Source organism: Micromonospora yongxingensis, from assembly GCF_052601155.1.
The window spans coordinates 96,982-114,719 of the sequence record NZ_JBQXEO010000001.1 but is presented as its reverse complement, the minus strand read 5'-3'; the positions used below and the strand labels follow the sequence as shown (position 1 = coordinate 114,719).

Sequence of the window (17,738 nt, the reverse complement as noted above, 5' to 3'; positions counted from 1 at the left end):
CGTCGCGCCCCGGACGTTCCCGTCGGGTCAGCCGGCGGTCGGCGGCGAGATCCTGCCCTGCCCGTCCAACCGGGCACCGCCCTTCGGGAAGTCACTGCGACTCAGCTCGGTGACGAGCCCCAGGCCCCGGTCGTCCGGGTCCATCGTCGGCTTGCCGGCCGAGTTCATGTACGTCGAGGTGAACGAGCCGCCTGCCCAGGAGCCGTCCGGCTTCAACGACACCTTGAGCACCCCGCCCCAGCCGAGCCGGCCGGTGTTGCTCAGCGAGTTGCCACCGCCGGCGAAGTTGCCCAAGCTGTACGCGATCAGACGCCCCTGGTAGAACTCCATCCCGCGCAGCACGTGCGGCCCGTGGCCGACGATGAGATCCGCGCCGGCGTCGATCATGGCGTGCGAGAACTTCACCGGGTCACCGCGGTTCTCACCGAGGAACATCTCGGTGCCGGGCTTCACCCGGGTCTTGTCCGCGCCCTCACCACCCATGTGCACCTGCACCACGACCAGGTCGGCCAGGGTGGCGGCCTTGGCGACCACCGTCCTCGCCTTGGCGATGTCGACCAGGCTGTTGGACCAGACGTACGACGAGAAGCCGGCCACCGCGACCTTGACGCCCTTGACGTCGACCACGGTGATCTGGTCCGGCGCGCCGGTGTGCTCCAGGTCGTACTTCTCCAGCGCCTGCTGGGTGTTGCGGTAGCCCTTGGGGCCGTAGTCGTAGCCGTGGTTGTTGGCCTGGTTGAGCACGTCGAAGCCGGCGTCGCGCAGGTGCGCGGCGTACTCGGGCGGCGCCCGGAACTGGAAGCAGCGGGTGGAGTTGGCGCCGCACTTGCCGGTGCCGGTGTCCACGGTCAGCGGCTCCTCCAGGTTGCCCATCACCAGGTCCGCCTTGAGTGCCTCAGTGACCGAGGCGAAGAAACCCTTCCCTCCGGCGGCGGGCAGCCGGCTCGGGGCGTTGCCCATGATGATGTCGCCGGTGGCGGAGAGCGAGATCGCGTCGCCCCCGCCGGAGGCCGAGGGCCCGCCGCTGGCCGTCGGGCCGGCCGTGGCGACCGGCGCGCCGGTGCCACCGCCGCCGGCGCCCGGCTGCCAGACCGGCGCGTCACCGGACTCGGCGCAACCGGCGACGAGCAGGGCGGCCAGCAGCGCGGCGAGGCCGAGGGCGACACGGCGGCGCGGTCGGGGCGAGAGGAACTCGGGAGCGTACATCGTTCGCGACCCTACCGGGCCGTAAACGCGCCAACGATGGCCGATCGGTCGGAAATTCAGCCGGTCAACCGCTCCGACCAGGGCACCACCGGCCGGCCACCACCGGCGAGCACCGCGGCGTGCACCGCCCGGGCCAGCGGGGCGCCCCAGGTGGAGCGCGGTCCGCCGTACGCGGCCTCCGGCCCGTCGATCGGGCAGAGCACGGTGACCGCGTCGGTCGGGGTGCCGGTTCCCGACAGTCCCAGCTCCCCGATCGCCTGGGTCTTCGCCTCGGTCGCGGTGGCCACCGCGTTGACCAGGGCCGAGTCGGCGAGCCGGGCCGGCACGTACACCACGATGTTGACCGTGCCGACCCGCTGGGTGAGCGCGGCCGGAGCCGGCGCGGCGGCGAGCACCGGGATGCCGAGCCCGACGGTCGCCCAGACCCGCACCCCAGTGTCGGTCCGGGCCACCACCTCGGCCACATCGACGCCGGTCAGCAGACCCACTCCGGGCCCGTCGAGGGTGAGGTCGGCGGCGAGCGCGGCCAGGTGCCCGGCGGGGTCGTCGCGGTCGTACGACATGGGCACGGTCGCGTTCAGCACCCAGTGCCGGACGCCGATGCCGCCGCCGAGCGGGCCGCTGCTGACCGCCCGCAACGGCGCGTCGGCGCGCCAGACGAGCAGCGGTATGTGCCGCCCGTCTTCGGCGCGGCTGGTCAGGGTCGGGTCGCTCAGCACGTCGGGCAGGTTACGCCCACCGATCAAGATTCCAGGGGCGACCTCTGATTCATGCTCACGTGCGCCTAGACTTGGCGGCGCGCGAGGGGATCAGCGGACGGCGGCCCCGGCCGACGGACGGCACGCGCAACCGGAGGTGCGCGATGGACGAGGTACTGGCCCGCAGCGGGATCTTCCAGGGTGTTGACCCGGAAGCTGCCGAGGCGCTCGCCAAGGAGATGGAGACGATCGAGGTCCGCAAGGGCGAGATCGTCTTCAATGAGGGCGAGCCCGGTGACAGCCTCTATATCCTGCTGTCCGGGAAGATCAAGGTTGGTCGCCGCGCGGCGGACGGCCGGCAGAACCTGATCGCGGTGATGGGCCCGTCGGACATGGTCGGTGAGCTGTCGCTCTTCGACCCGGGTCCGCGTACGGCGACCGCCACCGCGGTGACCGACACCCGGCTGGTGCGACTGCGCAAGCAGGCGCTGCGGCCGTGGCTGAACAACCGTCCGGAGATCGCCGAGCAGTTGCTCCGGGTGCTCGCCCGGCGGCTGCGGCGGACCAACGACTCGCTCGCCGACCTGATCTTCACGGACGTGCCGGGTCGCGTCGCGAAGAACCTGCTCCAGATGGCCGGCCGGTTCGGCACCCGGGACGGCGGCGTGCTGCGCGTGACGCACGACCTCACCCAGGAGGAGATCGCCCAGCTCGTCGGCGCCTCGCGGGAGACGGTCAACAAGGCACTGGCCGACTTCGCCTCGCGCGGCTGGCTGCGCCTGGACGGCAAGAGCATCATCATCCTGGACCCGGAGCGCCTCGCCCGCCGCGCCCGCGTCTGACAGCACGTTTCGTCCCCGACCACCGTCACCGACGGTGGGCGGGGACGTTTCGTTCCCGACCCGCCTCCCGCCCCTCTCTGCCCGGCGCAGAATCGCTGGACTCGGCGCAGCGACGGCGGAGAGGGTGGGGCCATGCTGAACCGGGTCGCGGTGCTGTCCGACATCCACGGGGCGCTCCCCGCTCTGGAGGCGGTGCTGGCCGAGCCGGACGTCGCCGCAGCCGACCTCATCGTGCTCACCGGCGACATCGCGGCCGGTCCGCAGCCGGTCGAGGTGCTGGACGTGCTCGCCGGCCTCGGCGACCGCGTCTGCTGGGTGGGCGGCAACGCGGACCGTGAGCTGGTCGAGGCCCGGGCCGGCCGGGCCGCGTCGATCGAGGTGTCGAACTGGGCCGCCGGGCAGCTCCGCGATGACCACCTCACGCGGCTGGCGGCGCTGCCGCTGACGGTGACCCTGGAGATCGACGGTCTGGGCCCGGTGCTCTTCTGCCACGCCACTCCCCGGGACGACGAGGAGGTCGTGCTCGTCGACACCCGGATGGAGCGCTGGGCGGAGGTCTTCGCCGCCCTGCCGGCGGAGGTGACCACGGTGGTCTGCGGCCACACGCACATGCCGTTCACCCGGTTGGTCGACCGCCGGCTGGTGGTGAACCCCGGCAGCATCGGCATGCCGTACGGCGGGGCGGGCGCGTGGTGGGCGCTGCTCGGGCCGGGTGTGCACCTGCGCCGTACGGACTTCGACGTGGACGCCGCGTGCGCCCGGGTCGCTGCGGAGTCGACCTTCCCGGACGCCGCGGCCTGGGCGGACGAGTACCTGCGCTCCCAGCACAGTGACGCCGACGCGCTGGCCGTCTTCGCCCCGCGCGACGGCCGCTGACGCCGGCACCGACCCGGGTCAGCGCCGACCACGGGGTAAAAAATCAGTCTTGACTGTTTGTTTCGTAGGCCGCAGGCTGTCCCCGTGTCCACCGCATCGACGCGCGTCCCTCAGCAGGAACGCAGCCGAGCCACCCAGGCCCGGCTGCTGGAGGCGACCGTCGACTGCCTGATCGAGCACGGCTGGTCCGGCACCACCACCACCGTGGTCGCCGCCCGGGCCGGCGTCTCGCGCGGCGCTCAGCTGCACCACTACCCCACCAAGGCCGCGCTGGTCACGGCCGCCGTCGCTCACCTGGCCGAGCGCCGGGCCGACGAGCTGCGCACCGAAGCGGAGGCGCTGCCCACCGGGCCGCGGCGGCTGGACGGCGTGATCGACCTGCTCGGGGCCGCGTTCACCGGACCGCTCTTCGTCGCCGCTCTCGAACTGTGGGTCGCCGCCCGCACCGACCGTGAGCTTCGCGACGCCCTGGTGCCCCTGGAGGCGACGGTCGGCCGGGAGATGCACCGGCTCACCGTGGCCCTGCTCGGCGTGGACGAGCGCCGGCCCGGCGTCCGCGAGGCGGTGCAGGCCACGCTCGACCTGCTGCGCGGTCTCGGGGTGGCCAACCTGCTCACCGACGACTCCGCCCGCCGCACGGCCCTGCTCGCCACCTGGAAACGCCAGCTCGCCACCCTGCTCACGCCCTGACCGGAGGCATCATGGTCGACCTCAAGGACCTACTCGCGGACCTGGCCGACGAGTCCGATCAGCTGGACATCCTGGTCAGCGAGCTGCCGACGACCGACTGGGCGCGGCCGACCCCCGCACCGGGCTGGAGCATCGGGCACCAGGTCGCCCACCTCGCCTGGACCGACCACGTGGCGCTGCTGGCCGCCACCGACGCGACGGCCTTCTTCGCGTCGGTGACCGCCGCCCCGGATCCGGCCCGACTCGTCGACCACGGCGTGGAGCAGTTCCTCGCCCCGCCGGTCGAGCTGCTGGCCCGCTGGCGCACCGGTCGGACGGCGCTCGCCGCCGCCCTGGCCGCCGTCCCGACGGGCGAGAAGCTGCCCTGGTACGGCACCCGGATGTCGGCCACCTCGATGGCGACCGCCCGGATCATGGAGACCTGGGCGCACGGCGAGGACGTTGCCGACGCGCTCGGCGTCGTCCGCCCCGCCACCGACCGGCTCCGGCACGTCGCGCACCTCGGCGTGCGTACCCTCGGGCACGGCTTCGCCGCGCACGGCCGGCCGGCGCCGACGGCACCGGTCCGGGTGGAGTTGACCGGGCCCGGCGGCGACACGTGGAGCTGGGGTCCGGCGGAGGCCGCCGACCGGGTGACCGGCCCGGCCCGGGACTTCTGCCTCCTGGTCACCCAGCGCCGGCACCGTTCCGACCTCGCCCTGCTGGCCAGCGGCCCGGTCGCCGACGAGTGGCTCGACGTGGCGCAGGCGTTCGCCGGTCCGCCGGGTGCCGGCCGCGAGCCGGCCGCCGCGACGGCGGGTGGCGACGGAGCGCGGGCATGATCCGGATCGGCAACGCCTCCGGCTTCTACGGCGACCGGTTCACCGCCTGGCAGGAGATGCTCGACGGCGGTGAGCTGGACGTGCTGACCGGTGACTACCTGGCCGAGCTGACCATGCTGATCCTCGGCCGGGACCGGCTGCGCGACCCCGACCTCGGCTACGCGAAGACCTTCCTGCGGCAGCTGGAGACCTGCCTCGGCACCGCCCTCGACCGGGGGGTACGGATCGTCACCAACGCCGGCGGGTTGAACCCCGCCGGCCTGGCCGCCGCCATCGACCGGCTCGCCGACCGGCTGGGCCTGCCGGCCCGGGTGGGGTACGTCGAGGGCGACGCGATCACCCGGCCCGACGCGCTGACGGCGAACGCCTACCTGGGCGCGTTCGGGATCGCCGCCTGCCTCGACGGTGGGGCGGACGTGGTGGTCACCGGACGGGTCACCGACGCGTCGCTGGTCGTCGGCCCGGCCATCGCCCGGTACGGGTGGGGCCGCGACGACCTGGACGAGCTGGCCGGGGCGACCGTCGCGGGGCACCTCGTCGAGTGCGGCGCGCAGGTCACCGGTGGCAACTTCAGCTTCTTCACCGAGCTGCCCGACGGTGGGCACCGGCCCGGCTTCCCCATCGCCGAGGTGCACCCGGACGGCTCCACGGTGCTCACCAAGCATCCGGGCACCGGCGGAGCGGTCACCGTGGAGACGGTCACCGCCCAACTGCTCTACGAGATCGGTGGGCCGGCGTACCTCGGGCCGGACGTGGTCACCCGGTTGGACAGCGTGACGCTGCGCCCCGACGGGCCGGACCGCGTGCTGGTCTCCGGCGTCCGGGGCACCCCGCCGCCCGCCACGCTGAAGGTGGGCGTCAACAACCTCGGTGGCTTCCGCAACTCCATGACGTTCGTGCTCTGCGGGCTGGACATCGAGGCGAAGGCGGCCCTGGTCCGTGGCCAGGTCGAGGAGGCGGTGGGCAAGGACGGGCTGGAGTTCACACTGGCCCGGACCGACCATCCGGATGCCGTCGACACCGAGGCGGCCAGCGCCCTGCTCCACGTACACCTGCGCGACAGCGACCGGACGCGGGCCGGGCGGGCCTTCTCGGCCGCCGCGGTGGAACTGGCGCTGGCCTCCTACCCGGGCTGCACGTTGACCACCCTGCCGGGCGACGCGACACCGTACGGCGTGTTCACCGCCGACACCGTGGCGCAGGACGCGGTGGCGCACGTGGCGGTGCTGCCCGGCGGCGAGCGGGTGCCGATCGCCCCACCGATCCGGACCGTACCGGCGCCCGCCCCCGACGCCGAGACGTCACCGGGTGGCGGGGCGGCGGTCGACGGTCCGACCCGGCGGGGGCCGCTCGGCGAACTCGTCGGCGCGCGCTCCGGGGACAAGGGCGGGGACGCCAACCTCGGCGTCTGGGCACGCTCGGACGCGGGGTACGCCTGGCTGCGCGAGTGGCTGACCGTCGAACGGCTGGCCGAACTTCTGCCGGAGACGTCGCCGCTGGGCGTGCGGCGGTACGAGCTGCCGAACCTGCGCGCCGTCAACTTCGTGATCGAGGGACTGCTCGGGGCGGGGGTGGCCGCGTCCACGCGGTTCGACCCGCAGGCCAAGGCACTCGGTGAGCTGCTGCGCTCCCGAGTGGTCGACCTGCCGGTGGACGTGCCGAGCGGCCCGGCGACGCCGGTCGGGACGGGCGAGGTGACCGCGTGAGCATCGTGGACACACCGGAGCGGAGGCAACTGCGCGAGCTGACCCGGGCCTTCGTGACCCGCGAGGTGCTGCCGCACCTCGACGAGTGGGAACGCGCCGGTGAGGTGCCCCGCGCACTACACGCCACCGCCGCGAAGCTCGGCCTGCTCGGCATCGGCTTCCCCGAGTCGGTCGGCGGCAGCGGCGGTGACCTGCTCGACTCCATCCTCGTGACGGAGGAGCTGATCCGCTCCGGCGGCTCGTCCGGCCTGGTCGCCGCCCTGTTCACGCACGGCATCGCGTTGCCGCACATGGTCGCTGCGGCCGGCGCCCGCTCCGGCGGGTCGCTGGGCGGCCGGCTCGGCGGCGCGTCGACACCCGGTGGCGACGACCTGATCGACCGGTACGTCCGGCCCACCCTGGCCGGCACGACGATCGGCGCGCTGGCGATCACCGAACCGGACGGCGGCTCGGACGTGGCCGGAATCCGCACCACCGCCCGCCGCGACGGCGACCACTACGTCGTGAACGGGTCGAAGACGTACATCACCAGCGGGCACCGGGCCGACTTCGTGACCACGGCGGTCTGCACCGAGTTTCCGGGCAGCGGCGAGCTCACCCTGCTGGTGATCGACAAGGGCACACCCGGCTTCACCGTGGGCCGCCGGTTGGAGAAGCTCGGCTGGCACTGCTCGGACACCGCCGAGCTCTCCTTCGTGGACGTCCGGGTGCCGGTGGCGAACCGGATCGGCGCGGAGAACACCGGATTCCTGGCGATCATGCAGCACTTCGCGGCGGAGCGACTGTCGCTGGCGACCCAGGCGTACGCCACCGCGCAGCGCTGCGTCGAGCTGGCCGTGCGCTGGTGTCGGGACCGGGAGACCTTCGGCCGCCCGCTGGCCAGCAGGCAACTGGTCCGGCACCGGCTGGCCGAGATGCACACCCGCACCGAGGCGGCCCGCTCGTACGTGCACGAGGTGGCCGCGCGGGTGGCGGCCGGGGAGCCGGTGGTGACCGAGGTGGCGATGGCCAAGAACGTGGCGGTGGCCGCCTGCGACCACGTCGTCGACCAGGCGTTGCAGCTGCACGGCGGCTTCGGTTACCTGCGCGACGCCGAGGTGGAGCGGCACTACCGCGACGCCCGGATCCTCGGCATCGGCGGCGGCACCACCGAGATCATGAACGAGATCATCGCGAAAGGCATGGGTCTGTGAGCGCGAGGAGTGAGCCGGGTTTGCGAGCCTCGCAGTCGCGAACGAAGGAGGCACGGTGAGCACCCTGGACAGCGCGATCGACCCGTCCGCGGCCAACTACACGGCGAACCGGGCGGCGCTGCTGGACCGGCTGGCCGAACTGGACGCCGCACTGGATCAGGCTCGGGCCGGTGGTGGCGAGAAGTACGTGTCCCGGCACCACGCCCGCGGCAAGCTGCTCCCCCGGGAGCGGATCGAGCTGCTGGTGGACGCCGACAGCCCGTTCCTGGAGCTGTCGCCGGTCGCCGCGTACGGCACGGACTTCCCGGTCGGCGCCAGCGTGGTCACCGGCATCGGTGTGGTCGAGGGCGTGGAGTGCCTGATCGTCGCGAACGACCCGACGGTACGCGGCGGCGCCGTCAACCCGTGGTCGCTCGCGAAGACCCGGCGGGCCGGCGAGATCGCCCTGGCCAACCGGCTGCCGATGGTCAACCTGGTCGAGTCGGCCGGGGCGGACCTGCCCACCCAGGCGGAGATCTTCATCCCGGGCGGCCGGGTGTTCCGCGACCTGACCCGGCTCTCCGCGGCGGGCATCCCCACGGTCAGCGTGGTCTTCGGCAACGCCACGGCCGGTGGGGCGTACGTGCCGGGCATGTCCGACCACGTGATCATGATCCGGGACCGGTCGCAGGTCTACCTGGCCGGGCCTCCGCTGGTGAAGATGGCCACCGGCGAGGTCACCGACGACGAGTCGCTGGGCGGCGCGGCGATGCACGCCGGCACCTCGGGGCTCGCCGACTACCTGGCCGAGGACGAGCGGGACGGCATCCGGCTGGCCCGGCAGTGCGTCCGCCGGTTGAACTGGCGCAAGCAGGGCCCGCAGCCGCGTACGCGCGTTCCGCAACCACCCAGGTACGACCCGGAGGAGCTGCTCGGCATCGCCAGCGCCGATTTGAAGGTGCCGTTCGACCCGCGCGAGGTGCTGGCCCGGATCCTGGACGGCAGCGACTTCGACGAGTTCAAGCCGGCGTACGGGGACGCCCTGGTCACCGGCTGGGGCGAGCTGCACGGATATCCGGTGGGTGTGCTGGCCAACGCCCGCGGCGTGCTGTTCAGCGAGGAGGCGCAGAAGGCGGCGCAGTTCATCCAGCTCGCGAACGCCGCCGACACCCCGCTGATCTTCCTGCAGAACACCACCGGCTACATGGTGGGCACCGAGTACGAGCAGCGCGGCATCATCAAGCACGGCGCACTGATGATCAATGCGGTGTCCAACTCGACGGTGCCGCACCTGACGGTGAACCTGGGCGCCTCGTACGGGGCCGGCAACTACGGCATGTGCGGCCGGGCGTACGAGCCGAGGTTCCTGTTCACCTGGCCGAACGCGAAGTCTGCGGTGATGGGCCCGGCGCAGCTCGCCGGCGTGCTGTCCATCGTGGCCCGGCAGGCTGCCGCCGCCCGGGGGCGCGACTACGACGAGGAGTCCGACGCGGCGATGCGGATGATGGTCGAGCAGCAGATCGAGTCGCAGTCGGGGGCGCTCTTCCTCTCCGGCCGGCTCTACGACGACGGGGTGATCGACCCTCGGGACACCCGGACCGTCCTCGGGCTCTGCCTCTCGGCGATCCACAACGGACCGGTGAAGGGCGCCGAGGGCTTCGGCGTCTTCCGGATGTAGGGGCTGACAGCCGTGAGCGCGAGGAACGCAGCGAGGCGGAGTCCCGCAGTCGCGAACGACGAAAGGCAGGCACAGTGATCTCGAGATTGCTCGTTGCCAACCGGGGGGAGATCGCCCGTCGGGTCTTCGCGACCTGCCGGTCGCTCGGCGTGGAGACGGTCGCCGTGTACTCGGACGCCGACGCCGCCGCGCCGTTCGTCGCCGAGGCGGACCAGGCGGTCCGGCTGCCGGGGGACACGCCGGCCGAGACGTACCTGCGGGTGGATCTGATCCTGGACGCGGCCCGCCGCAGCGGCGCGGACGCGGTCCACCCTGGCTACGGCTTCCTGGCCGAGAACGCCGAGTTCGCGGCGGCGGTGACCGACGCCGGGCTGACCTGGGTGGGGCCACCGGCCAAGGTGATCGCCACGATGGGCGACAAGCTGGCGGCGAAGGCGCTGCTCGCCGAGGCGGGCGTGCCCATGCTGCCCAGCTGGACCGCCACCGACGAGATCACCGACTTCCCGGTGCTGGTGAAGGCATCCGCCGGCGGCGGTGGGCGCGGCATGCGGATCGTCCGGGACGCCGCCGGGCTGCCCGAGGCCGTCGCGTCCGCGCGCCGCGAGGCGGCGGCGGCCTTCGGCGACGGCACGGTGTTCATCGAGCGGTACGTCGAGCGCGGCCGGCACGTCGAGGTGCAGATCTTCGGTGACGTCCACGGCACGGTCGCCGCTCTGGGAGTGCGGGAGTGCTCCATCCAGCGCCGACACCAGAAGATCATCGAGGAGGCGCCCGGGGTCATCCCCTCGGAGCTGCGGGAGCGGCTGCACGAGGCGGCCGTGGCCGCCGGGCGGGCGGTCGACTACGTGGGGGCCGGCACGGTCGAGTTCCTGCTGGCGCCGAGCGGGGAGTTCTTCTTCCTGGAGATGAACACCCGCCTCCAGGTGGAGCACCCCGTCACCGAGCTGATCACCCCGGTCGGGCTGGACCTGGTCCGGCTGCAACTGCTGGTGGCCGAGGGCGCCCCGCTACCCGAGCACGCCCACTATCCCGCCGCGCGCGGCTACGCGATCGAGGTGCGGCTGTGCGCCGAGGAGCCGGCGCAGGGCTGGCGGCCCGCCACGGGCATCCTGCACCGGTTCAGCGTGCCCGGGGTGGACCGCGAGTTCGGCTGGCTCCAACGGGCGGGCCTGCGGCTCGACTCCGGCGTGGTGGCGGGCTCGGTGGTGGGCGTGCACTACGACTCGCTGCTCGCCAAGCTGATCGCCGTGGCGCCGACCCGGGCGGAGGCGACCCGGGCGCTGGCGAGCGCCCTGGCCCGGGCCGAGCTGCACGGGGTGGCCACCAACCGCGATCTGCTGGTCCGGGTGCTGCGCAGCCGCGAGTTCGCGGCGACGGAGATCGACACCGGGTTCCTGGACCGGCACCCGGAGGTCTTCGAACCGCTGCTCCCCGCCGATCAACTTCCGGTCACCGCCCTCGCCGCGGCACTGGCGGCCGCCGCGCACCGCCGGGCGACCGCACCGGTGCTTTCCGGGCTCCCCTCCGGCTGGCGCAACGTGCCCGCCGTTCCGCAGGTGGCCCGGTTCGCCGGCCCCGACGGCGACGAGATGGAGATTCGCTACCGCCTGGACCGGACCGGCCGGCTCGCCGACTGGTCCAGCACGCCGGCGGCTGCCGGTGGCTCCCCGGACCTACGGGAGGCGGCTGCCACGCCCATCGTGGCGCTGGTGGAGGCCGCCCCGGACCGGGTCGTGCTCGACGTCGACGGCGTGCGGCGCGCGTACCGCGTACACCGGGTGGGGTCGGAGATCTTCGTGGACGGCCCGGACGGGGCGGCGAGCCTGACCGAGCTGCCGCGTTTCCCGCTGCCCACCGCCGAGCTGGCCGCCGGGTCGCTGCTCGCGCCGCTGCCCGGCGCGGTGACCCGGGTGCACGTCCAGGTCGGTCAGCGGGTCGCGGCCGGCGACCCGCTGCTCACCCTGGAGGCGATGAAGCTGGAACATCCCGTGCTCGCCCCGACCGACGGCGTCGTCGCCGAGCTGCCGGTGCCGGCCGGCGGTCAGGTGCGCACCGGCGCCGTACTGGCCGTGGTCACTTCTGAGGAGGACTCCCGATGACCTTCGACCTCACCTCCGAGCAGGACCAGCTGCGTGACGCCGTACGGGCGTTGGGCCGCCGGTACGGCCACGGCTACTTCGTCGAGAAGGCCAAGGCCGGCGAGCACACCACCGAGCTGTGGGCCGAGGCCGGCCGGCTCGGCTACCTGGGGGTCAACATCCCCACCGAGTACGGCGGTGGCGGCGGTGGCATCACCGAGCTGGCCATCGTCTGCGAGGAGCTGGCGGCGGCCGGCTGCCCGCTGCTGCTGCTGGTGGTCTCCCCCGCCATCGCGGCCACCGTCATCAACCGGCACGGCACCGAGGAGCAGCGCAAGCGGCACCTGCCCGGCCTCGCCGACGGGTCGGCGAAGATCGTCTTCGCGATCACCGAGCCGGACGCCGGGTCCAACTTCCACCGTCTCGGCACGGTGGCCCGCCGCGACGGTGACGGCTGGCTGCTCTCCGGCCGAAAGTGCTACATCTCCGGGGTCGACGAGGCCGGCCACGTTCTGGTCGTCGCCCGTACCGAGGATGCCGGGACCGGAAAGCTCAAGCCGGCGTTGTTCATCGTGCCGACCGACGCCGCCGGGCTGACCCGGTCCAAGCTGGACATGGAGATCGTGTCCCCGGAGAACCAGTTCCTGCTCTACCTGGACGACGTGCGGCTGCCCGCCGACGCGCTGGTCGGTGAGTCACTGGACGCCGGGTTGCCGGCGCTCTTCGCCGGTCTCAACCCGGAGCGCATCACGGTCGCCGCGATGGGCGCCGGCACCGGCCGGTACGCCATCGAGCGCGCCAGCGGGTACACCGCCACGCGCAAGGTGTGGGGTGGCCGGAGCATCGGCTCCCACCAGGGGGTGTCGCACCCGCTGGCACACGCGGCGGTGCAGGTGGAGCTGGCCCGACTGATGATCCAGAAGGCGGCCACCCTGTACGACGCGGGCCGCGACCTGGAGGCCGGGGTGGCCGGCAACATGGCCAAGTACGCCGCCGGGGAGGCCGCCGCGCTCGCCGTGGACACCGCCGTCCAGGCGCTCGGCGGGGCCGGGATGACCACCGAGTACGGGGTGGCCACCCTGCTCGGCGCCGTACGGGCCGGCCGGATCGCCCCGGTCAGCCGGGAGATGATCCTCAACTTCGTCGCCCAACACGTCCTCGGCCAGGACAAGTCCTACTGAGCGGCCAGCGGGGTCGTCAGCCGGGGGCGCGGCAGGCGGCGTCGATGCGGTGCACCGGTCGGACGCGGCGGCCCATCCCCTCCAGCAGCGAGTCCTCGACGTGGAAGTCGTGGATGCGCAGCCGGTGTCGGGGCAGCTCCTCCTCGCTCGGGCAGAGCACCTGGGCGCGAACCAGGTCGACCGGGACGTACCGCACGCCGCCCCGCTCCTGAAGGATCACCATGTTGACGTCGTCGGTGGTGACGACATGCCCCCGCACGTCCTCGGTGGGTCCGCTCTCCGCGCCCACCGTCGTGACGGTGAGCGGCAGCACCGGCGTGCTGATCACCGGCAGGGCGGCCCAGACCAGCATGGCCAGCACCGCCACCTCGGTCAGCGACGCCAGCGGCCGGATCACCATCCCGGGCAGCGGGCCGGCGATGAAGAGGGCCAGCACCGGCGGCACCACGATGAGCGCCAGGACCAGCCGCTCGCCGCCCTGCTCGACCGCGTCGCGCAGGGTGGGCAGCACCAGCCAGCCGTACGCCGCGAGCAGCGCGACGATCAGCAGCACCCGTGGCGCGACCCGCTCGTGCAGCCGCCCGGGGCGGAGCTGGAAGGCGGCCACGAAAGCCGGCAGCAGCAGCGGCAGGTAGAGCAGCGGCCAGGTGAGCAGGGCGAGCAGGAAGCTGGCCAGCACCACCCAGGCCGGGGTGAGGTCGGCCCAGCGGGCGAAGAGCGGGCGGCGGGTGCCCGGCGGCAACCGGTCCACACTGACCGCCAGCACGGCACCGAGCGCGAAGACGGCGACCAGCCCGGTGGAGAGCAGTCGGGCCGCGGTGGTCAGGAAGCCGGCGAGCAGGTTGACCGGCCCCACGTTCGCCACCAGCAGCAGCGTGGTCTGGAGTTCACCGCCCGCCTCCACACCGAGCCGGAGGACCGAGAAGATCGCCGGTACGCCCACCACCGCCGTCCAGAACGACTGGCTGGCCCGCGCGCGCCGCTCCGCCGGGTCCCACCGCACCCGCCCGGGCTCGACGGCCGCGACGACCGGTTCGGCGGGCTCGGCGACCGGCACACCCGCCGGCCAGCGGGCAGAGTCCGCGTCGGCAGCGGTTGGAGCGTCGACACCCGGCGTGGCGGCGGTGTCGCCCGGCACGGACGCCCGGGGCGGCGGGACCGGGCCGTCGGTGGCGGTCGGCGTCGTGCTCACCTCCGGGGCGCCTTGTCGTCGAAGTCGACCAGCTTCGGCACTTCCAGCGGCTGCGGTTGGCGCTTCTCGGCCCGCAGCCACGGGCCGAGTGTCCGGTTGTACGCCGTCTGCCACGGGCTCGCCTGCCCGTCCCGACCCTGCTCGTAGCTCTTCTGCAGGAAGAACGCGACCAGGTCGCGCAGTGCGGGGTCGCCGATCGGCACACCGATGCCGAGCAGTTCGCTGGTGCCGAACGGCATGTCCACCAGCTCGAACTCCTTGGGGAAGCTGGCCAGGAAGCCGGCGAGGATCGCCTCGTCGGAGCTGACCGCGTCGTACCGGCCCTCGCGGATGCCGTCGACGCAGTCGCCGACGTCCTTCACCACGAACGTCCTGACCTGATGTTTCTCCAGCTCGGCCTCTGTGGTGGAGCCGCCGCTGGTGCAGACCTTGTACGTCGGGTCACGCAGGTCCTCGATGGTGCGGATCTTGTCGTTGAGCCGGGTCGGCACCATCACCTCCTGCGTGGTGACGAGGTACGGCCCCGCGAAGCTGACGAGCTTCTTGCGGTCCTCGGTGATGGAGAAGCTGGACACCACCAGGTCGACCGTGCCGCCCTGGAGAGCGGGAATCCGGTCCTCCGTGGACACGGACACGAACTCCAGCCGCTGGTCGCCCTCGTAGCCCAGCGAGGCCGCGACGTACCGGCCGATCTCCACGTCGAAGCCGTAGTGCTGGCCGTTGCGCAGCTCACCCATCAGTGGCTCGTTGGTGGCGACCCCGATGCGCAGCTTCGACTGCCCGTAGATGTGCGACTCGCGGAGCTTTTCCTGCACCGACGGGAGTTCCGGTTCCTGTCGACTGTCGCACCCGGCCGCGGCGGCCAGGGTGAGCGTGAGGGCGACCGCCACCGTCGTCGCGATCGAGCGGAGCCGGGACTGGGAACTGCCTGCGTTCATGGGCGACCTCGCTGACCGAACGGCCCTGTGGGACACCGAGAGTAGCGGCTTCGGTCCATTCCGTGTGGACGCCGATCGGCCCGCGTCGGGCGACCGGTCGGGCGACGTGATCGGCGCGCCGGGGCGGCTCCGCGGTTGACAGCCGGCCCACCCGCGACATGCTGGTGGGGTGAGCAGACTGTCCAGGCCCGACGCGCGGGTCGTGGCTGCCGTCGCGGCGCTGGGAGCCCTTGCGCTGCTGGTCATGCTGGTCGTCTGGCGCCGTCAGGATCTTCTCGGCGTCGTCCTGGCGCTGCTCTGCGTCCTGCTGGCCATGGTCACCGGGGTGGCCGTCTCCGCCGCCCGTCAGGGCCACGACCCGGAGCCGACGGACCGCCCGGCGGCCGCCGGGCCGCCGGAGTTGATGCCGTACGGGCTCGACGCGGACACCCTCGACGCCCTGGACAGCCGGGACGCGTTGCGTGCGGTGCGTGACCGGCGACGCGGGCGGGGCGGGGTCAGCGACCGGTGAGGGTGGGCGCGGCGAGCGCGTCCACGCCCCGCCCGGCCAGGCACCGGTACGTCCGGTCGATGCTGCCGTCCACCGGTGGCAGCACCTCCAGGTGCCAGCCGGTCGACTCGGTGATCCCGGTGGTCAGCCGGAACGTGGTCATGCTGCACACCTGGCGCACCGGCTCGGCGGCGACCACCTCGGCGTGTTCCGCGCCGATCAGCGACACCGGCAGGATGCCCTCGGCGTACGTCTCCCAGGTGTGCCGCCCGGCGCAGGGCACACGTGCCGCCTCGGCGCTGGTGCCGCGGATTCGCACCGGACCGAAGCACTCGAGCTCGGGCAGGCACCGCGCACCGTCGGGCAGGGCGCTCGGCGCGCCCGCGCCGGTGGTGCAGCCGGGTAGTGGACCGGTGGCCGGCGCGGCGACCCGGCTGACCGAGGGGGTGGGTCCGGGCGACTGTGGATTGCCGGCCACCAGGGCTCCGGCGGTGGCCGAGGCGGCCAGCGCGAGCACCCCGGCGCCGCCGAGGAACCAGCGTCGCAGCGAGCGCCGCCCGCCGGGGACCGTCGGGTGGACGTCCTCGACCGGAGGTCGGGGCACCGGCTGACCGGCCGCGTACGGGCCGGTGTGGGTGGCGCCGCCGCTGACCGGGGCACCGCTGACGGGTGCCGACGGCGAGCCGAACGGCAGGCTGACGAGCAGGTCGTGCAGTTCGAGGGCGGAGGGCCGCTCGGCCGGGTCGTTGGCCATGCCGGCGCGCAGCACGTCGATCAGCTCGTCCGGCACGCCGGGCAGGCCGGGGACCGGCTGGTTGAACATCTCCAGCACGGTGACCAGGCTGGGGTTGCGCTCGGACTGCCAGCGCGGCGGCCGACCGTGCATCACCGCGTAGAGGGTGGCGCAGAGCGCGTACACGTCGACGGACGGCGACGGTGGGCTGTGGCTGAACATCTCCGGTGGCGCGTACGCCGGGGTGAGCACCTCCAGGGTGACCGAGGCGTCCCGGGCCTCGGCGAGCACGGCCAGCCCGAAGTCGGCCAGCACGGCCGGGTTGAAGTGGGAGTAGAGGATGTTCGCGGGCTTCACGTCGCGGTGGAGCACGCCGGCCGCGTGCGAGTGGGCCAGCGCGTCAGCGATCTTTATGCCGAGGTCGCGGGCCTCGATCGGGCCCAGCCGCGACGTGCGCATGCGTTCGGCGTACGACCCGTCGCAGAGTTCCATGATCAGGTAGGGGTGCTGGTCGACGGTGACCCCGACGTCGAAGAGGTCCACCACGTGCGGGTGCGACGACATCCGCCCGGCCGCCCGCGCCTCGCGGAGGAATCGCGCCTGGTCGCGTTCGCTGTCCAGCGTGCGGTTCTCCACCTTGACGGCGACCTCACGGCCCACCGAGATCTGGGTGGCCTGGTAGACCGTCGCGTAACCACCTCGGGCAAAGACCCGCAAATCGGTCAGACCGGGCACGATCGGCACCGGTAGGCCGCCGGTCGGAGTGTCGGTCACTGCTCGAAAATACCCAACCCGGCCGGTCGCTCAGCGCACCGCGTCCGCCGGAGCGGCACCGGCCGAGCCCGTACCCTCCCCGGCGTCGGCCGCGGGCGGCACCGGGTCGGTGCCATCGGGCGTCGCGTCACTGCCGACCGGCGCGCCCCTGCGGGCGTCCAGGCGCAGACCGACGGCGGTGGCCAGCGCGCCCAGCCCCTCCCAGGCGGCCACCCCGAAGAACCGGTCGGGGGCGATGTCGGCCAGCACCGCGATGCTGAACACGGTGAACGTGACCAGGCGGAAGACCACCGTGAACCGGTAGAACGCCCGCCACTCGGTGACGGTGGCCAGCAGGTAGTAGACCCCCATGTTGAACGACGCCATCGACGACGCGAGAACGAACGTGCCGGTGTGGTCACCCGTCGAACGGGCGGCCGGCACCTCCAGCCCGAGCATGCGCAGCATCGCCTCCGGCCAGAGCAGCCCGAGCGTGCCCATCATCAGCGCCAACACGCCGAAGACCGCGATGGTCCAGCCCGCGACGGAACGCGGCAACCTCATGGAGTGCCTCCCCAGGCGCGGCGACGGTCACCTGTGGACCGCCGCACGGTGTTGACACGCTAGCCGCTACCCCCGACCACCACATCCCCAAAACCGCCAAAATCCGCCCTCGCGCGGGCG

Annotated in this window: 16 protein-coding genes; 10 read left to right on the top strand and 6 right to left on the bottom strand. The window is 73.2% G+C overall.

Annotation, left to right across the window (positions count from 1 at the left end):
• Positions 1-27: 27 nt before the first annotated feature.
• Positions 28-1,206 carry a CapA family protein gene (locus ACTWLT_RS00520; protein ID WP_445316687.1) on the bottom strand — a complete coding sequence of 393 codons (1,179 nt, stop codon included), beginning with the start codon at positions 1,204-1,206 and terminating at the stop codon, positions 28-30.
• 56 nt (positions 1,207-1,262) lie between these two features.
• Entirely contained in the window at positions 1,263-1,925 is a 663-nt protein-coding gene (locus ACTWLT_RS00515) for an adenosylcobinamide amidohydrolase (RefSeq protein ID WP_445316686.1), read from the bottom strand.
• Between the two features lie 143 nt (positions 1,926-2,068).
• Between ACTWLT_RS00515 and ACTWLT_RS00510 the strand changes: the two genes are divergently transcribed.
• The 9 genes from ACTWLT_RS00510 (at position 2,069) to ACTWLT_RS00470 (ending at position 12,948) form a co-directional block, all read left to right on the top strand.
• Positions 2,069-2,746, top strand: a complete 678-nt coding sequence (locus tag ACTWLT_RS00510) for a Crp/Fnr family transcriptional regulator (protein WP_007466162.1) — start codon at positions 2,069-2,071, stop codon at positions 2,744-2,746.
• Positions 2,747-2,878: 132 nt separating this feature from the next.
• A complete protein-coding gene (locus tag ACTWLT_RS00505) occupies positions 2,879-3,622 on the top strand; it encodes a metallophosphoesterase family protein (protein ID WP_445316685.1) in 744 nt (247 codons plus the stop codon).
• An 84-nt stretch (positions 3,623-3,706) separates the two neighbouring features.
• A complete protein-coding gene (locus ACTWLT_RS00500; protein ID WP_252417374.1) occupies positions 3,707-4,312 on the top strand; it encodes a TetR/AcrR family transcriptional regulator in 606 nt (201 codons plus the stop codon).
• 11 nt (positions 4,313-4,323) lie between these two features.
• The gene (locus tag ACTWLT_RS00495; RefSeq protein WP_445316684.1) at positions 4,324-5,133 is read left to right on the top strand and encodes a TIGR03084 family metal-binding protein; all 810 of its coding nucleotides are present in this window, start codon (positions 4,324-4,326) and stop codon (positions 5,131-5,133) included.
• Positions 5,130-6,839: an acyclic terpene utilization AtuA family protein gene (locus tag ACTWLT_RS00490; protein WP_445316683.1), complete on the top strand. Its 1,710-nt coding sequence runs from the start codon at positions 5,130-5,132 to the stop codon at positions 6,837-6,839. Before ACTWLT_RS00495 ends, ACTWLT_RS00490 begins: the two co-directional genes overlap by 4 nt.
• Positions 6,836-8,032 carry an acyl-CoA dehydrogenase family protein gene (locus ACTWLT_RS00485; RefSeq protein WP_445316682.1) on the top strand — a complete coding sequence of 399 codons (1,197 nt, stop codon included), beginning with the start codon at positions 6,836-6,838 and terminating at the stop codon, positions 8,030-8,032. Before ACTWLT_RS00490 ends, ACTWLT_RS00485 begins: the two co-directional genes overlap by 4 nt.
• 55 nt (positions 8,033-8,087) lie before the next feature.
• On the top strand, positions 8,088-9,689 hold the full coding sequence (locus ACTWLT_RS00480) for an acyl-CoA carboxylase subunit beta (protein ID WP_445316681.1): 1,602 nt from the start codon (positions 8,088-8,090) through the stop codon (positions 9,687-9,689).
• Positions 9,690-9,763: 74 nt separating this feature from the next.
• On the top strand, positions 9,764-11,788 hold the full coding sequence (locus ACTWLT_RS00475) for an acetyl/propionyl/methylcrotonyl-CoA carboxylase subunit alpha (protein ID WP_445316680.1): 2,025 nt from the start codon (positions 9,764-9,766) through the stop codon (positions 11,786-11,788).
• On the top strand, positions 11,785-12,948 hold the full coding sequence (locus ACTWLT_RS00470; RefSeq protein ID WP_445316679.1) for an acyl-CoA dehydrogenase family protein: 1,164 nt from the start codon (positions 11,785-11,787) through the stop codon (positions 12,946-12,948). Before ACTWLT_RS00475 ends, ACTWLT_RS00470 begins: the two co-directional genes overlap by 4 nt.
• Positions 12,949-12,964: 16 nt before the next feature.
• Here the strand turns inward: ACTWLT_RS00470 and ACTWLT_RS00465 are convergent, their stop codons facing one another.
• Both ACTWLT_RS00465 and ACTWLT_RS00460 read right to left on the bottom strand, forming a co-directional pair.
• Positions 12,965-14,140, bottom strand: coding sequence for a hypothetical protein (locus ACTWLT_RS00465; RefSeq protein ID WP_445316678.1), 1,176 nt, complete (start codon positions 14,138-14,140; stop codon positions 12,965-12,967).
• Entirely contained in the window at positions 14,137-15,078 is a 942-nt protein-coding gene (locus tag ACTWLT_RS00460) for a transporter substrate-binding domain-containing protein (protein WP_445316677.1), read from the bottom strand. The genes ACTWLT_RS00465 and ACTWLT_RS00460 overlap by 4 nt, the downstream gene beginning before the upstream one ends.
• Positions 15,079-15,247: 169 nt before the next feature.
• Here ACTWLT_RS00460 and ACTWLT_RS00455 point away from each other — a divergent pair, with 169 nt between their 5' ends.
• The gene (locus ACTWLT_RS00455; protein ID WP_445316676.1) at positions 15,248-15,589 is read left to right on the top strand and encodes a hypothetical protein; all 342 of its coding nucleotides are present in this window, start codon (positions 15,248-15,250) and stop codon (positions 15,587-15,589) included.
• Here ACTWLT_RS00455 and ACTWLT_RS00450 read toward each other — a convergent pair.
• On the bottom strand, positions 15,576-17,075 hold the full coding sequence (locus tag ACTWLT_RS00450) for a serine/threonine-protein kinase (RefSeq protein WP_445316675.1): 1,500 nt from the start codon (positions 17,073-17,075) through the stop codon (positions 15,576-15,578). The genes ACTWLT_RS00455 and ACTWLT_RS00450 overlap by 14 nt on opposite strands.
• Positions 17,076-17,105: 30 nt before the next feature.
• Positions 17,106-17,618: a hypothetical protein gene (locus tag ACTWLT_RS00445; protein WP_445316674.1), complete on the bottom strand. Its 513-nt coding sequence runs from the start codon at positions 17,616-17,618 to the stop codon at positions 17,106-17,108.
• Between the last annotated feature and the right edge of the window lie 120 nt (positions 17,619-17,738).

Coding starts and splice junctions, on each gene's coding strand:
- ACTWLT_RS00445 (WP_445316674.1), bottom strand. CDS start 17,618: ATGAGGTTGCCGCGTTCCGTCGCGGGCTGGACCATCGCGGTCTTCGGC.
- ACTWLT_RS00490 (WP_445316683.1), top strand. CDS start 5,130: ATGATCCGGATCGGCAACGCCTCCGGCTTCTACGGCGACCGGTTCACC.
- ACTWLT_RS00505 (WP_445316685.1), top strand. CDS start 2,879: ATGCTGAACCGGGTCGCGGTGCTGTCCGACATCCACGGGGCGCTCCCC.
- ACTWLT_RS00470 (WP_445316679.1), top strand. CDS start 11,785: ATGACCTTCGACCTCACCTCCGAGCAGGACCAGCTGCGTGACGCCGTA.
- ACTWLT_RS00495 (WP_445316684.1), top strand. CDS start 4,324: ATGGTCGACCTCAAGGACCTACTCGCGGACCTGGCCGACGAGTCCGAT.
- ACTWLT_RS00460 (WP_445316677.1), bottom strand. CDS start 15,078: ATGAACGCAGGCAGTTCCCAGTCCCGGCTCCGCTCGATCGCGACGACG.
- ACTWLT_RS00520 (WP_445316687.1), bottom strand. CDS start 1,206: ATGTACGCTCCCGAGTTCCTCTCGCCCCGACCGCGCCGCCGTGTCGCC.
- ACTWLT_RS00510 (WP_007466162.1), top strand. CDS start 2,069: ATGGACGAGGTACTGGCCCGCAGCGGGATCTTCCAGGGTGTTGACCCG.